Raw genomic sequence first — 15,202 nt, forward strand, 5'->3', positions numbered from 1 at the left:
GCGCGGCGACCGGGCCGCTTGGCCCGATCCCGTGTGGTTAGCCGGGTTCTGCGTTGCGTCATGCCCGGTGACGGATTGCCGCTGCCAGCGCGGGCCCGCGTCTCAGAACGCCTGCCATCGCGTCAGGACTCCGGGGGGATTTCGATACGCCCGCCCGCGGGACGGGCGCCGCGGAGGCCGTCGAACACATGGCGGCACGCCTGGATACGCACGCAGATCCGTACGCTGTCGCACCGCGGACCCGCTGTCTTCAAGCCGCCGTCGACGGCACAGCCGCGCGTGCCGGAACACAGCGCGTTCGAGGACGGGGGCTGCCGGTCATTCGGCAGGGTGCAAGCCGGCGCCTGTCTGCTCAGCCCGGCCGAGCGCAGATGGCTGCGCGCGACTTACCGCCGGATTTCGAGCAGTTCCACCTCGAACACCAGCGAGGCACCCGGCGGTATGGCGTTGCCGGCGCCATTGGCGCCATAGCCCAGCCATGCGGGAATGTGCAGCTCCCGCATGCCGCCCACGCGCATGTCGACCACGCCTTCGTCCCAGCCGCGGATGACGCGGCCCGCGCCCAGTTCGAACACGAAGGGCCGGCCCCGGTCGCGCGAACTGTCGAACTTGGTGCCCCGTGTGTCGGGCGCGTTCCGATCGTAGAGCCAGCCCGTGTAATGCACGGCGATCTCGTCGCCTGCGCGCGCCACTTCGCCGGCGCCCAGGCTCACGTCGATGCGTTCGAGCTCGGCGACATCACCGCCGGTATACGGCGGCGGACCACCGCAGGCGGCGAGCAGCACGAGCAACAGGACGGTGATCGGGCGGAGCGTGCTGCGGATCATGGAAGGTCACCATCGAGGGGGCGACAGGATAGCCGCGGAACCGGAGGCGCGAGCCGGTTCGCGCCTGCAGTGGGGCTGCGTGACCGGCGGCGCCGAGCGCGGGCGGTCAGGATGCTGCGCGCTTGTGCATCGAGGCCACGCCCGGTATTCCCGGCTTGTCCCGTCCTCGTCGATCACGCTGCTAGGATCGGGCGCTCCCCATTGCAACGGAGGCGACATGGACCCGAACCGCTGGTCGAACCGCATCTCCCGCCGCCGTGTGCTGCAGACCCTGGCGCTCGCCGGCGCCGCGGCGGCGCTGCCATTGAGTTTCGCAGCCACCACGCCGCCCGCGCGCCGCCTCGGCGTCGCGCTTGTCGGGCTGGGCGGTTACAGCCGGGATCTGCTCGCCCCCGCCCTGCAACTCACCCGACACTGCCGCCTCGCGGGTGTGGTCACCGGCTCGCCGGAGAAGGTGCCGGTGTGGCAGGAGACGTACGGCATTCCCGATGCCAACGTCTACAGCTATGACGATTTCCGCCGCATCGCCGATAACCCGGACATCGACGTCGTCTACATCGTCACGCCCAACCATCTGCACAAGCCATTGACCCTCGCCGCGGCCAACGCCGGCAAACACGTCTGGTGCGAAAAGCCGATGGCGATGGATGCGCGCGAAGCCGAGGCGATGGTCCAGGCCTGCCGCGACAACCGGGTGCAGCTTGCCATCGGCTACCGCATGCAGCACGAGCCGAACACGCAGCGCTTCATGGCGATGGCGCAGCAGCGTCCCTTCGGACGCATCGTGCAGCTGCGCGCCGATGCCGGCTGGTTCGGCTGGCGGCAGGGCGCGGACGATGCCTGGCGGCTCGATGCTGCACGCGGCGGCGGCGCGATGTACGACATGGGCGTGTATTGCGTGAACGCTGCGCGCTACGCAACCGGGCTCGAGCCCGTGGCCGTGCGCGCCTGGGACGAGACCGCGCGTGGCGAGATCTTCCGCGGCGTCGACGAGACCATGCGCTTCACTCTCGAATTTCCGGATGACATCGTCGCCCAGTGCGTCACCAGCTTCGGGCGCAACCTCAACACGCTGCATGTCGACTGCGAACGCGGCTGGTACGAGCTGTCGCCGTTCCAGGCCTACGACGGCAACGTGGGCCGTGCCAGTGACGGGACGCGGTTCACTGCGCAGCTTGGCGAAAAGCCGCGCATGCAGGCCGAACAGATGGACCAGGACGCACGCACCATCCTCGAAGGTCGAGCGCGGCGTGCGCCCGGCGAGGAAGGCCTGCGCGACATGCGCGTGCTCGATGCGGTCTTCGCATCGGTGCGCGACGGCAACGCGCGTGTACGTATCGCGGACTAGCACGTTGTCGACGCCGGGTTGAAGCAACCGGCGCCGCGGCGTGGCGCGGGCGGCGGATGTCTATGCATCGCCGAGCGATGAGAATTCTGTAGGCGGCGATCGAGGCGTCAGCAGGTGCGGCCATGCGAGCCGGTCGGCGCACTTGCATCGACCGATGCATCGCTGCAGACCAGAGCGTTCGCAGATGCCACCGCAGGGCGACGCGGTGTAGACGGACTGCGTGCAATGCGCATGCGGTCGTCCACTCGCGTGCCTGCGGTGCCAGCGTTCGCGCAGCGGGCCATTTGCAGGGCGCGTGGCCTGCAGGCGTCACGAAATCTCCAAAGAAAAGCTGAATTGGACGTTCGCGCGGGAAGCGCGCGAAGCCAGCGTCGCAGGCGATTTCCGGGTCCGGTGTGTTTGTTGCGCTGCACGGTGACAAGGGCATGACAGCGCTGTACATCTGCAGCCGTGGGGTGTTAGCGCTATCACGTTGTGGCAGCAGACAGGGGCGGTCAGCGGGTCCGAAAGTGCGGCATGGCCAGGCGCGTCCGGCCGTGGCGCCATGCACTACGGAACCGTTGCCGGTGCAGCCAGGGCGACAGGCGCGGGGATGGGACGAGGGCAGCACGCTTCGAACCCGTTGCGGACGACGATCCAGTGCGTCCGGGAAAACACTCTGAGGACATGTGCCTGCCGGCGCGCGCGTTTGCGCGATTGCATGCAGGCACTGGTGAGTGATGTGAGTGCCGTGGGCAGCCTGCCCGCGGTCGTTCGAATCCCGGTGCCGAGGACGTCCCGATGAACCAGAAGTTCAAGCGTTTGAAGTCGACCGCAATGTTCACTTTCGTGGGCGGCGTGCTGATCATCAACCCCGCCTTCGCGCAGCAGGCGCAACCCGCGCCGGTCGGCCAGAGCGCACCTGCCGAGCGGACCAGCGGACAGGCCGATGCGACGGAGCTCGATGCCGTCGTCGTTACCGCGCTGCGCAGCAGCCTCAACCAGTCGATGGAAACCAAGCGCGATTCCGCCGGCGTGGTGGATGCGATCAGCGCCGAGGACATCGGCAAGTTTCCCGATACCAATCTGGCCGAATCGCTGCAGCGCATCACCGGCATCTCGATCGAGCGCCGCGACGGCGAAGGTGCGCAGGTCACCGCACGCGGCTTCGGGCCGCAGTTCAACATGGTCACGCTCAACGGCCGCCAGGTGCCCGGCGCCGATGCCTTCGGCGCCTCGGGCCAAGTGGCGATCGGCGGTGTGGACGGCGGCACCCGCGCGTTCAACTTCGCGCAGCTGTCCGCCGAAGCGATCAGCGGGATCGAGGTCTACAAGACCAGCCAGGCCCACGTGCCCAGCGGCGGCATCGGCGCGACGATCAACATCCTCACCGACCGGCCGTTCAACCACTCGGGCGTCGTCGCCAGTGCAGGTGCCAAGGTCGTCTCCGATCGCAGCCAGCCGTTCGAGAACGATCTGACGCCCGAGCTGTCCGGCATTTTCAGCTACACCAATCCGGACAAGACCTTCGGCGTGGGCCTGAGCACCAGCTACCAGAAGCGCAAGGGCGGCTCGGTGCAGGCCACCAACAACTACTGGAACATCCAGCCCTGGACGGGCTCGATGCCGGGCAGTCCGGCAGTCATCAATGCGCCGGCCGTCGGCGAGCTCTACGCGCGCCCCAACGACCTGCGCTACGCGTTCTCCGAGTTCGAGCGCGAACGCGTCAACGGCCAGGCCGTCGTGCAGTTCGCGCCGACCGACAGCGTGACGCTGACGCTGGACTACACCTATTCGACGAACGAAATCACCGAGAACCGCGGCGAGCAGGGCATGTGGTTGCAGAACAGCGACTACACCAACATCGAGTTCGACACCTCCGGCGCGGTGGCCACGCCGACCTACATCCGCGAGATCGCCGGCACCAAGGACTTCGGACTCGAGCAGCAGCGCAGCATGCAGGAATACAAGCTCGGCTCGCTGGGCTTCAACGCGGTGTGGGATGTCAGCAACGATTTCCGCCTGAGCTTCGACGCTCACAACTCCAAGACCGAAAGCCGGCCCAATGACCCGCTGACCGGCGGCGGCTCGATCTTCATGAGCATCGCCGGCACCAACAACTGCACGAGCGGCCCGCATTGCGGCGGCTCGTGGGTGCAGGAACTGTTCTTCAACAACGGCATGCCGGTCGGCACGCAGACCTGGTATCCCTCGACCGCGGATGCGATCGCGCGCACCAATGGTGTCGTCAATCCGGGCTTCGTGGCCGGCGAGATCGGCAGCCAAGTGCTGCGGGTCAATGCGCAGACCCAGGTCAGCGAGATCAAGCAGGGCCGGGTCGACGGCGAATGGAGCTTCGACCAGGGGCGCTTCCAGTTCGGCGTGGACAGCAACAAGGTCACGACCCATCGCCTACAGGCGGCCGAAGCCTATTCGGCCCTCGGCGACTGGAGCGTGGCTAACGTCGATGCCGACGTGGCCGGCGGCCTGATGAACTTCCTGCAGCCGGTCAATATCGTCGGCCTGTTCGACGACTACTCGATCGGCAGCTGGCCGGCGTGGCGTGGCGATGCCGGGGCGCTCGCGCAGTGGGCGGCGGGCCAGTATGGCGTGGGCCTGGGCGTGAGCCCGCAGAACGCGGCCGACAATCGTGTCGAGGAGAAGACCAACGCGGCCTACATGCAGCTCTCGCTCGAGGGCGAACTCGGCGGCATGCGCACCAACACCCGCATCGGCGTGCGTTACGAGACCACCGACATCGTCTCGACCTCGGTCATCGCAATTCCCGAGGCGATCGAGTGGCAGTCCAACAATGACTTCCGCATCGTGTTGTCCGACGAGCTGCAGCCCTTCAGCGAAAGTTCGAGCTACAGCTACATCCTGCCGAATCTCGATTTCAGTCTCGATTTCACCGATCAGCTGAAGGGTCGTGCCTCGTTCGGCAAGAGCATCGCGCGCGCGCCCTACGGCAACCTCTATTCGGGCCCGGGTGCCCAGCAGCCGACGGGCTCGGTGCTGCTGGATCCTTCGGTCCGCGCGCAAGGCAACTCACAAAACCCGAGCCTCAAGCCCCTGGAATCGGATAATTTTGATCTGGCGCTGGAGTGGTACTTCGCCAATGCGAGCTACGTCTCGGCGACGTACTGGACGAAGTCGGTCAACAACTTCATCGGCAACACCATCAGCCAGGAGTCGCTGTACGGGCTGCGCGATCCGACCTCGGGCCCGGATGCCCAGGCCGCGCTGGCCTTCCTGCTGAGTCCGGCGTGCGCGGCGCAGGTGGGCGCGGCCAACGCGTCGGCGTGTTCCGGCAACGACACCTCGCTGTTCAGTGCGCTGGCCTTGCTGCGCAACGACCCGGCCGGCCTCGGCGCGTTCGACGGCACCGGCGCGCAGGCGCTCGCGCTGGAGGCGGCCTACGACCTCTACGGCAACGCCAGCGACCCGCTGTACCAGTTCAACGTCAGCCAGCCGATCAACCAGAGCGCGGCCACGCTGCGCGGCTGGGAGCTGGGCGGCCAGTACTTCTTCGGCGAAAGTGGCTTCGGCATCCTCGCCAACTACACGATCGTCAGCGGCGACGTGGGCTACAACAATGCGGGCGATCCGAACATCGACCAGTTCGCACTGACCGGCCTCAGCGACACCGCCAATGCGGTCTTCATGTACGAGAAGTTCGGCTGGACTGTGCGTCTGGCCTGGAACTGGCGCGACGAGTATCTGATTCTCGCCAATCAGGGCAACAGCAAGAATCCCTACTACGTGGAGGCCTACGACCAGTGGGATCTCAGCGTGAACTACGCGCTCAACCAGCATTGGTCGTTCGGATTCGAGGCGATCAACCTGACCGGCGAGGACGTGCGCTGGCATGCCCGGACCGACCAGCAGATCGTCAAGCTGTCCGACCAGAGTCCGCGCTACATGCTGGGCGTGCGTTACAAGTTCTGATCGCGACGACACCTCCCCCAAGGACGTTGCCCGACGGGGCCGCTGCAGGCGCAGCGGTCGCGTTCGATGTGGCGCGATAGGTACGATGAAACGATGAACCGGCCGGATGTGGCCGGTAGTATCTGGCCAGCGCTCGCCTGCATTTGCGGCGACGCTGCAGCCTGGAGAGGTGATGGCCCGCTACGAACTGCTCAACAATGTGGCGCACAAGGATCTGCGCGTCGCCACCGGTTTCGGCGCCCGCTTCGGCGACGACGTGGGCATGGTGCCGGCGTTTCCCAGCGAGTACGCCGAGCTGCAGCGCGAGTATCCGATCTTCTTCCGCAAGGACGCCGACGGGCAATGGATGTCGGTGGCGCTGCTGGGATTCGAGCAGCGCGAAAACCTGTACCTGCAGGATGGGCGCTGGAATGCCGCCTATCTGCCGGGTGCCGCGGCGAAAGGGCCGTTCCTGATCGGTTTCCAGGAACAGCGCATCGACGGTGAGCTGCGGCAGGAGCCGGTGATCCACGTCGATGTCGAGCATCCGCGCGTCAACACTGTCGAGGGTGAGAGGGTGTTCCTGCCGCAGGGCGGCAATAGTCCCTATCTCGATCACATTGCCGGCATCCTGCGCGGCATCCGCGACGGCACGACGTTCGGCGCGGAGATGTTCGCGGCCTTCGATGCGCTGGGCCTGATCCAGCCGGTGCAGCTGGCGGTGGAACTGGACGAGCGCCATCGCGTTGACGTCAGCGGTCTGCACAGCATCGACCGCGACACGTTGGCGGCGTTGGACGGTCCGGCGCTGGAACGCATGAACCGCGCCGGTTATCTGGAAGGCGCGTATCTGGTGCTGGCGTCGCTGCACAACGTGCGGCGGCTGATGGCCGAGAAGCAGCGCCGCCTGCGCGCGCACGACGCGACGTTGTCCGACGGTCGGGGCTGATCGCGTGGACGTGATGCGCAGCATCGATGTCCGCAATGCGGCCGACGTGCCGCTCGACGTATTGCTGGCCGACGGCGTGCCTGTACTGCTCAAGGGCGTGGCGTCCGACTGGGGACTGGTGCATGCGGGGCGCGCTTCGACCGCGGATGCGATGTCGTATCTGCGTGGGTTCGATGCGGGCCGTCCGGTGCCGTATTCGTACGGCGCGCCTTCGATCCGCGGCCGGCCTTTCTACAACGACGAGTTCACCGCGTTGAATGTCGAAGTCCGGCGCGGTGGGCTGGGGGACGTGCTCGACGCGATCGCGCAGCATCTCGACGACGCGTCGCCGCCGACCTATTACCTCGCCTCGTTGCCGGTGGCGGGCGCACTGCCGGGTTTCGTCGCCGACAACGATCTGGGGCTGGCCGCGCGCGGCATCGAGGTGCCACCGAGTATCTGGATCGGCAACCGTGTGGTGGCGTCCTGCCATTTCGATGCGCCCGAGAACCTGGCCGTCTGCGCGGTAGGCAAACGCGAGTTCACGCTGTTTCCGCCGGAGCAGATCGACAACCTCTATCCCGGTCCGCTGGATCCGACGCCGGGCGGGCAGGTCGTCAGCCTGGTCGATTTCGCCGCGCCGGATTTCGCGCGCTTTCCGCGCTTCCGCGACGCACTGGCGACGGCGCAGACCGCCACGCTCGAACCGGGCGATGCGATCTTCATTCCCGGCATGTGGTGGCACCACGTGCGCAGCGTCGAACCCTTCAACGTGCTGGTCAACTACTGGTGGCGCCGCTCGCCGGCATTCCTGTCCTCGCCATTGCCCGCGCTGCACCACGCGCTGTGGACAGTGCGGGACCTGCCCGAGCGCGAGAAGCAGGCGTGGGCGAAGGTCTTTGACTACTACGTCTTCGGCCCGAAGGCGCGTGCCGGCGAACATCTGCCGGAGCAGGCACGTGATGTCCTGGGGCCGATCGACGACACGCGGGCGCGGCGCATCCGCGCCATGCTGATCGGTTGGCTGAACCGCTGAGAGGAGCGCATACGACATGGACCACGCCGAGACACCGCCCGGCACGATCCGCAAGGTGATCATCGCCGGCGGCGGCACGGCCGGCTGGCTGGCAGCCTGCGCACTCGCGCACCAGTTCCGCGAGCGGCTGGACATCACCCTGGTGGAATCGGAGCAGATCGGCACGGTCGGCGTGGGCGAATCCACGGTGCCGCCGATCCGCACCTTCCACCGCTTCCTGCAGATCGACGAGCAGGAATTCCTGCGCGCCGTCGCCGGCACGTTCAAGCTGTCGATCTCGTTCGAGGACTGGTGCCGGCCGGGGGACCGCTACATCCACCCGTTCGGCGTCACCGGGCAAGGCACCTGGGCGGCGGCCTTTCATCACTTCTGGCTCGACAGCCGGCGCCGCGGCATGGCCTCGGACCTCGGCGACTTCTGCCTGGAGAGCGTCGCGTCACGCGGCGACCGGTTCGCGCTCGGCACCGATCCGCAGGTCAATTACGCCTACCACCTTGATGCTGGCCTGTACGCGAAGTTCCTGCGCCGGATCGCCGAGCGGCACGGGCTCAAGCGTGTCGAAGGCAAGATCCGCGAGGTCAGCCGGCATGCGCACAGCGGCGATGTCGAGGCACTGATGCTGGAAGACGGGCAGCGGCTCGAGGGCGACCTGTTCATCGACTGCACCGGCTTTCGCGGCCTGTTGATCGAGCAGACCCTGCAGACCGGCTACGAGGACTGGAGCCACTGGCTGCCGAGCGACCGCGCCGTCGCCGTGCAGACCGAATCGGACGGCGCGCCGGTGCCGTACACGCGCGCGATCGCACACGAGGCGGGTTGGCGCTGGCAGATCCCGCTGCAACACCGCGTGGGCAACGGACTGGTGTATTCCAGCCTCTACATGTCCGACGACGAGGCGCACGCGAAGCTGTTGCGTGACGTCGGCGCGCCACCGTTGAAGGCACCATTCCTCGTGCCGTTCCGCACCGGGCGCCGGCGCAAGGCCTGGCACCGCAATGTGGTGTCGCTGGGTCTGGCGAGCGGATTCATCGAGCCGCTGGAATCGACCAGCCTGCATCTGGCGATCAGCGCCGTGGTACGTCTGGTCCAGCTGTTTCCGTTCGACGGCATCGCGCCGGCGCTGGTGGAGCGCTTCAACGACGTCAGTCGCGAGGAAATGGAACACGTGCGGGATTTCATCGTCCTGCACTACCACGCGACGCAACGCGACGAACCGATGTGGGTAGCGTGCCGCGAGATGGCGTTGCCGGAATCGCTGGACATCCGCCTGCGCGCCTGGCGCGAGCGCGCGCATGCCTGGCAACACGCAGACGAACTGTTCCGGGTCGATTCCTGGACCCACGTGCTGTTGGGGCAGGGCATCGCGCCCGGCCCGCCGCATCCGCTGGCACGGGCGCTGGCCGACGATGATCTGCGCCGCCTGCTACACGGTATCCAGACGCCCATCACGCGCGCGGTCGAACGGATGCCATCGCAGCAGGCCTTCATCGAGCGCTATTGCAAGGCCGGGCCCGAGGTCTGGGGCACGCGCGCCGCACTGCCGTAACCGACAACGCCGCAGGCACGCGCATGCTGCACGACCTGTTCGGCGGTGACTGGGGCGGCACGGTGTTCCAAGGACGGTCTGAATAACTGCCGTCATCCCCGCCTGCCCGGACATGCGGCCATTGAAAGCCGCGGAAATGACGGCCAAAAGCGGACGTGTTCAGACCTTCCCTGACGGCATCGCTGCGCCGGTTTCGAAACCATCGACGCAAGCCGCATGCGACCTATTTCACCTGTCTTGCAGAGGCGCGGCGGCGCGAGCTTGCAGGCAGGGTTCTCTCGCATGGTCCCGTACGCCCCATCGAACGGGTCTCCGGTCGCCCGGCGTCTGTCCAATGGATACGCAAAGGCCCCGCATGCGCGGGGCCTTCGATTGCGTGCCATGACGGCGCTGTGCCGATCCCGCCTGATTCCGCACCAAAGCGACGATCAGGCGCGCGGATGCAGGTCAGTATCCGCGCTGCTTCTCGATCCGCGAATCCAGCATGACCTTGAGCTTGTCGCAGGCGCCGCGGATTGCTTTCTCCGTGTCCTCGGCATCGTGGCTCGCACCCACCGGATCATCGTTTTGCATACGCGCTTCCAGTGCGCAACGCCGATCGTTCGGGCCACCTTTGACGGAATTGTGATCGGAGAGGAACACCTCGATCCGGCTCAGTCGCGGAAAGAAGCGGCCCAGATGTTGCTCGATCATCGCGTTCACCCGCGACTCCAGCGCTTCATTGCCATCGACGTGGTTGTCGGTATTCAACTGGATCTTCAAAGCGGAACTCCTGCATTGCGGAACATAAGTCTGGCATTAGCCTAACTGCTCGCACCCCGGTGGCTGCGTGAAGCGGCCGGCTGTCCGCGCGACCCAGGCTGTGTTGCGAACGCACGCTGGGGGATTGATGCGCGCAGTGCTTGCGGGTACGGGCGGCAGGGCTTCCCTCCGAGGATCGAACGCTCCGCGCTCAGTCATGTGCGGTATCGAGGTCACGCTGGAACCCGTGCCCGGCACGCGCCGGGGACGTGCTGCCAGGCGGGCCGCATCGACCTCCGCATTCGTTGAACTGCCGGGCCCGCACCGAGCCGGACGTGGTACACGGCGAAGGACAGCCATGCGGACGGGGTACTCTGTTGCCGCCGTCGCGACGCGGCACTTGGGAGGCGCACCGTGGACTGGCTCGGCTTTGCGCTTGCCGTGTTGCTGGTGGAAATCACCCCCGGACCCAACATGGCCTGGCTGATCTCGCTGACGCTGGCCGACGGACGGCGCGCGGGGCTGCTGGCGACGGCCGGCGTGGCCATCGGCCTGGCGCTCAACGCTGCGTTGTCCAGCCTGGGGCTCAGCGCACTGCTGGTGAATGTCCCCGCGATCACCACCTGGGTCGGCGTCGGCGCAGGCCTGATGATGCTCTGGCTGGCCTGGCGCGGTTGGCAGGCGACGACCGATTCGTCCTCGGCCGTCGTGGCGGGACGCGCAACGCATCGTGTCCTGTGGGCGGGTGTGGCGATCAATCTGCTCAACGCCAAGGCTGCGTTGTTCTTTCTCACCGTGGTGCCGAGGTTCCTGTCCGGGCCGGACGCGCCGTTGCGCGAGATTCTGTTGCTTGGCCTGATCAGCGTGGGCGTGGCGACGCTGGTGCATCTGGGACTGGTACTCTGCGCCGGACGCCTGCGGGACGTGCTCACCCGTCCGGATCGAGTGGGCCCGGTGAGGCGCGTGCTGGCGCTGGGCATGGTCGGCGTTGCCTGCTGGTTCTTCTATTCGGCGCTCGGATGATCCGGCGCCGATCAAAGGACTCGATTCGCGGGTGGGCGCGCCGTGGTCATTGAGTTGGTACCCAGTTCGGCTGCGACGCGACAGGCAGTCAGGCCCTCCACGCAGCACGCCTGCAGGCCGCGAGCACTGCTTTCAGCGGAGCTCCGGAGTGCGCCACATCGTCCGGTGCCGCCGCAAGTCCCTGCGACTTCCGGCATGTGCGTTCGGGGTTATGCCATCAGTAGTTTGAAAGCTGGTCCTTCGAAGGGAGATCCCATGTTCCGCAAGCCGTTCTACGCTGCGCTCCTGTGCTGCACCGCCGCTTTCGTCGGCAATGCCGATGCCGTCGAACCTGCGTCCGAGCGGGCCAAGGTGATGTTGATCGGCGTCTTCCACTTCGCGAACCCCGGGCTGGACGTTGTGAAGTCGGATGTCATCGACGTCACGACCGAAGAGAACCAGGCCTATCTGTCGGGTCTGGCAACGCGCCTGGCGGCGTTTTCGCCGACCGATGTGCTGGTGGAATGCCTGCCACGGGAACAGGCCGAACATGACGCCGCGTATGCCGCCTGGCGCGATGGGACCGGAGCGCTGGAGGCCGACGAGACGCAACAGATCGGATTCCGCGTGGCGAAGGCGGCGGGTCTCGATGGCGTGACGTGCTTCGACGAAGGCGACGTGCACTGGAACGGTGGACCTTTGTTCGAGTACGTCGCTGCGCACGACCCCGAGCGCAAGGCCACGATGGATGCGGTCTTCGCTTCGCTGTCGGCGCGCACGACCCGAGAGCAGACCACGCTGCCCCTGCCGGAACTGTTGCGTCTGACCAACGACCCGGCGCGCGATCGCGAGAACAAGGATCTCTACATCGTCACGAATGCCGTCGATGCCGGCGGCAGCTTCGTCGGCGCCGACGCATCGGCGAGCTGGTGGCATCGCAACTTCCGCATGTACGCCAATGTGCAGAAGGCCGCGGCGCCTGGCCGTCGCGTGCTGGTGATCGCCGGCGCCGGACACACGGCGATCCTTCGCGATCTGCTCGAGATCGATGGGCAGCGCGATGCGGAAGACGTCAACGCGTACCTGTTGCCCTGATGCCTGCGGCGCAGACGCCTGGGCGCGCCTCGATCAGGCCGCGTTGCCGCGCGTCACACGGCGCTTGACGGCATACATCTCGCGGTCGGCATGGGCGAGCAGGGTCGCCGCGTCGCTGCCATCGACGGGGAAACACGCAATGCCGATGCTCGCGTCGAGCTGGAAGGGCCGGTCCGACAGCCGGTAGACCAGGCGCAGCTGGCCGCGCAGGGTGTCGGCCACCTGTCGGGCGGCGGCCGCGTCGCGGCAGGCAGGCAGCAGGATCACGAATTCGTCGCCGCCGACCCGCGCGGCCACGTCGCCGTGCCGCAGCGACTGGGTCAGACGTGTCGCGACGTCCTGCAGGAGGCGGTCGCCCGCGTCGTGCCCGCCCAGGTCGTTGGCGGTCTTGAAGCCATCCAGATCGACGTAGAGCAGGGCGAGGCCGTCACCGGACGCGCGGGCCTGCGCGAGTGCCTGTTCCAGCGTCTGCTGCAGGCGGTAACGGTTGGGCAGTCCGGTCAGCACATCGTGGGCGGCGAGGTGTTCCAACTCGCGCTCGACCCGGCGCAACTCGGTCACCTCGCGTCCCACGCCGATACGCACGCCATGCGCCGGATGCCAGTTGGCCGACCATTGCATGTCCACCGCATGGCCCTCGCGGTGCAGGTAGCGGTTGCGGAAATGCCGCTGGGCCATGCCCTCCATCACTTGCGCGGCCTGCTGCCTGGTGTCGCTGCGATCGTCGGGATGGATGAAGTCGAAGGCCTGTCGGCCCAGCACGTCCGCAGGCCGATAGCCGAGGATCCGCTCGAAGCCGGCGCTCACGAACAGATAGCGACCCTCCTGGTCGACCACGCAGACGGCATCGGGCAACAGGTCGAGGATGTCGGCGGGAATCGGCAGGTTCGGAGTCATCGCGGGTGGGCAGCGAGGCGGGTGAGCCACGGTTGTCAGAGTGCCAGAGTACGCGCGGCAATGGGACGCATCGCACATGTCTCGACTGCTGTCGCTCAGTCCGACGCGAGCGTTCGAAGTGTTGAGGATGCGTCTGGACAGCCGTAGCGGTGGTCCAGCGCGCCGCGCGTTCGGGATCGCTCCGCCAGGTGGCGAAGGCGCTTCGGCACTGTGACTGGCGTCGCAGGGTGTCGCAGATCGCCTGGCGTGGATCCGCACTTTTCGGGTTCGTGCGTTGCGTTCCGGCACCGGTCGATCGCGGGCCGCGTATCCTGTGCGCCGCGCGCGCTGCAGGCGTGCGCGGATCAGAACCGAGGATGCGGAAGATGGCCCGAATGAAGCGCGACCCGACCCGGGAGCGGAACCTGACACACGATTACGCCAAGTGGCTGCTGACCGAGAAGCGCGAGCGGAACGATGCCAACGGCAAGCTGTTCGCGCGCACGCACACCACACGCGGGCGCCGCTTCCACGGCTACAACGAGGAAGAGGTCTGCAAGATCATCGGCGTGGATTACTACGGCTGATGACCATACGTCTGCGTGTCGGCCTGCTGGCCTGCCTGATGCTGCTGCCCGTCGCGCTCAGCGCGGCGCGCGAGCGCCACGCCGTGGCGGGTGCGTCGTGCGGCGGCTATCCGCGCCTTTCCATCGACACGATGCGTGGCATGTGTGCGGGGCTGGTGGTCGGGCCGACGACGGCCGATCCGGCGCGCGCGCTCCGGCTGCCGCGCTCGCTGTTGCAGCTCGACGCCGACACCTGGTTGGTCACCGATCTGGGCGCCTGGGACGGTACCCGCGGCGCGGTCTGGCGGTTGCGCACCGACGAAGACGGCGCGGTCGACGTGCAGCGTGTGCTCGACGGCCTGCATCTGCCGCACGCGATCGCGCGTGGTCCGGATGGGCATGTGTATGTCGGCGAGATGAGCCGCATCTTCCGCTTCGACCCCGACGCGCAGACGCCGGCTGACACGGTGGAGGCGGTGGTCGACACCCTGCCTGACAACCGCCTGCACGCGCATCGCCATCCGCTGTCGAAGTTCGTGTTTCTGCCGAACGGCGACCTGCTGGTCAACGTCGGCGCGCCGAGCGACCAGTGCACGGGTGCAGATGCGCGCACCGAATCCGGCCAGTGCGCAGAGAGCGAAGGCGCCGAGGATGCCGCAAGCCTGCGCCGATACCGCTACGACGGCGAGGGCCGCTGGTCGGCAGACCACGACGTCTTCGCCCGCGGACTGCGCAATTCACTGGCACTGGCGGTGCATCCATCGGGCACCGTGCTGCAGGGCGAGAACAGCTACGACTTCGACAGCCGCTGGTCGCCGTTCGAGGAACTCAACATCATTGAGGCGGGCGGCCATTACGGCTGGCCCTACTGCGCCGACGCCGCGCAGGCCACGCCCGGCTGGCGCGACAAGGCCGACTGGTGCCGCAGCGATGCACACGCCGCGCCCGCGCTGTTGCTGCCGCCGCATGCCGCGCCGCTGGACATGCTGTGGTACGACGGCGCGATGTTTCCTGCATTGCAGGGGCGCCTGCTGATGACGTGGCATGGACACCGCTCGGTCGGCGGCCGCATCGCGAGCTTCGCGGTCGACGCGCGCGGCGTGCCGCTGGCGGATCCGAATCCGCGGTTCCCGGTCTACGGCCAAGGCATGCGTGCCTATGGCGCCGGTCCCGCGGCGACGCCGGTGATGCTGACGCCTGGCTGGGGCCTCGAGCGCGGTGTGCGACCGCAGGGCTCGCCGGTCGGTCTGGCGGTCGCGGACGATGGCGCCATCTGGGCCACGGACGATCGCGCAGGGCTGGTGATCCGGTTCGCCAAGGACGAGTGAGCG

At 67.3% G+C, this 15,202-nt stretch carries 12 protein-coding genes; 9 read left to right on the plus strand and 3 right to left on the minus strand.

Going from position 1 to position 15,202, the window contains the following annotated elements:
* Positions 1-386: 386 nt before the first annotated feature.
* Complete coding sequence (locus J2X52_RS03910) at positions 387-827, minus strand: FKBP-type peptidyl-prolyl cis-trans isomerase (protein WP_310149022.1); 441 nt, start codon at positions 825-827, stop codon at positions 387-389.
* A 217-nt stretch (positions 828-1,044) separates the two neighbouring features.
* On the opposite strand from J2X52_RS03910, the gene J2X52_RS03915 reads away from it, so the two are divergent.
* The 5 genes from J2X52_RS03915 (at position 1,045) to J2X52_RS03935 (ending at position 9,591) form a co-directional block, all read left to right on the plus strand.
* The gene (locus J2X52_RS03915; protein WP_310149024.1) at positions 1,045-2,175 is read left to right on the plus strand and encodes a Gfo/Idh/MocA family oxidoreductase; all 1,131 of its coding nucleotides are present in this window, start codon (positions 1,045-1,047) and stop codon (positions 2,173-2,175) included.
* 780 nt (positions 2,176-2,955) lie between these two features.
* Entirely contained in the window at positions 2,956-6,102 is a 3,147-nt protein-coding gene (locus tag J2X52_RS03920) for a TonB-dependent receptor (protein WP_310149028.1), read from the plus strand.
* Between the two features lie 172 nt (positions 6,103-6,274).
* Complete coding sequence (locus J2X52_RS03925) at positions 6,275-7,030, plus strand: SapC family protein (protein WP_310149031.1); 756 nt, start codon at positions 6,275-6,277, stop codon at positions 7,028-7,030.
* Between the two features lie 13 nt (positions 7,031-7,043).
* A complete protein-coding gene (locus tag J2X52_RS03930; protein ID WP_310149033.1) occupies positions 7,044-8,045 on the plus strand; it encodes a cupin-like domain-containing protein in 1,002 nt (333 codons plus the stop codon).
* Positions 8,046-8,061: 16 nt separating this feature from the next.
* On the plus strand, positions 8,062-9,591 hold the full coding sequence (locus J2X52_RS03935) for a tryptophan 7-halogenase (RefSeq protein ID WP_310149038.1): 1,530 nt from the start codon (positions 8,062-8,064) through the stop codon (positions 9,589-9,591).
* 447 nt (positions 9,592-10,038) lie between these two features.
* Here the strand turns inward: J2X52_RS03935 and J2X52_RS03940 are convergent, their stop codons facing one another.
* Positions 10,039-10,353 (minus strand): HPF/RaiA family ribosome-associated protein, encoded by a 315-nt coding sequence (locus tag J2X52_RS03940; RefSeq protein WP_310149041.1) that lies wholly within the window; start codon positions 10,351-10,353, stop codon positions 10,039-10,041.
* Positions 10,354-10,746: 393 nt separating this feature from the next.
* Here J2X52_RS03940 and J2X52_RS03945 point away from each other — a divergent pair, with 393 nt between their 5' ends.
* Together J2X52_RS03945 and J2X52_RS03950 are read left to right on the plus strand one after the other, a co-directional pair.
* Positions 10,747-11,355, plus strand: a complete 609-nt coding sequence (locus tag J2X52_RS03945; RefSeq protein ID WP_310149044.1) for a LysE family translocator — start codon at positions 10,747-10,749, stop codon at positions 11,353-11,355.
* A 255-nt stretch (positions 11,356-11,610) separates the two neighbouring features.
* Positions 11,611-12,429: a DUF5694 domain-containing protein gene (locus J2X52_RS03950; RefSeq protein WP_310149047.1), complete on the plus strand. Its 819-nt coding sequence runs from the start codon at positions 11,611-11,613 to the stop codon at positions 12,427-12,429.
* A 33-nt stretch (positions 12,430-12,462) separates the two neighbouring features.
* On the opposite strand, the gene J2X52_RS03955 is transcribed toward J2X52_RS03950, so the two are convergent.
* Complete coding sequence (locus J2X52_RS03955) at positions 12,463-13,326, minus strand: sensor domain-containing diguanylate cyclase (protein WP_310149049.1); 864 nt, start codon at positions 13,324-13,326, stop codon at positions 12,463-12,465.
* Positions 13,327-13,691: 365 nt separating this feature from the next.
* On the opposite strand from J2X52_RS03955, the gene J2X52_RS03960 reads away from it, so the two are divergent.
* Together J2X52_RS03960 and J2X52_RS03965 are read left to right on the plus strand one after the other, a co-directional pair.
* A complete protein-coding gene (locus tag J2X52_RS03960) occupies positions 13,692-13,892 on the plus strand; it encodes a hypothetical protein (RefSeq protein ID WP_310149051.1) in 201 nt (66 codons plus the stop codon).
* A complete protein-coding gene (locus J2X52_RS03965; protein ID WP_310149054.1) occupies positions 13,892-15,199 on the plus strand; it encodes a PQQ-dependent sugar dehydrogenase in 1,308 nt (435 codons plus the stop codon). The genes J2X52_RS03960 and J2X52_RS03965 overlap by 1 nt, the downstream gene beginning before the upstream one ends.
* The last annotated feature ends 3 nt before the right edge of the window (positions 15,200-15,202 follow it).

This window comes from Luteimonas sp. 3794 (assembly GCF_031456825.1).
Classification (GTDB): Bacteria; Pseudomonadota; Gammaproteobacteria; order Xanthomonadales; family Xanthomonadaceae; genus Luteimonas.

Excerpts from the sequence above, each read along its gene's own strand:
- J2X52_RS03955 (WP_310149049.1), bottom strand. The coding sequence starts at position 13,326 with ATGACTCCGAACCTGCCGATTCCCGCCGACATCCTCGACCTGTTGCCC.
- J2X52_RS03960 (WP_310149051.1), top strand. The coding sequence starts at position 13,692 with ATGGCCCGAATGAAGCGCGACCCGACCCGGGAGCGGAACCTGACACAC.
- J2X52_RS03925 (WP_310149031.1), top strand. The coding sequence starts at position 6,275 with ATGGCCCGCTACGAACTGCTCAACAATGTGGCGCACAAGGATCTGCGC.
- J2X52_RS03915 (WP_310149024.1), top strand. The coding sequence starts at position 1,045 with ATGGACCCGAACCGCTGGTCGAACCGCATCTCCCGCCGCCGTGTGCTG.
- J2X52_RS03930 (WP_310149033.1), top strand. The coding sequence starts at position 7,044 with ATGCGCAGCATCGATGTCCGCAATGCGGCCGACGTGCCGCTCGACGTA.
- J2X52_RS03910 (WP_310149022.1), bottom strand. The coding sequence starts at position 827 with ATGATCCGCAGCACGCTCCGCCCGATCACCGTCCTGTTGCTCGTGCTG.
- J2X52_RS03950 (WP_310149047.1), top strand. The coding sequence starts at position 11,611 with ATGTTCCGCAAGCCGTTCTACGCTGCGCTCCTGTGCTGCACCGCCGCT.
- J2X52_RS03935 (WP_310149038.1), top strand. The coding sequence starts at position 8,062 with ATGGACCACGCCGAGACACCGCCCGGCACGATCCGCAAGGTGATCATC.
- J2X52_RS03965 (WP_310149054.1), top strand. The coding sequence starts at position 13,892 with ATGACCATACGTCTGCGTGTCGGCCTGCTGGCCTGCCTGATGCTGCTG.
- J2X52_RS03920 (WP_310149028.1), top strand. The coding sequence starts at position 2,956 with ATGAACCAGAAGTTCAAGCGTTTGAAGTCGACCGCAATGTTCACTTTC.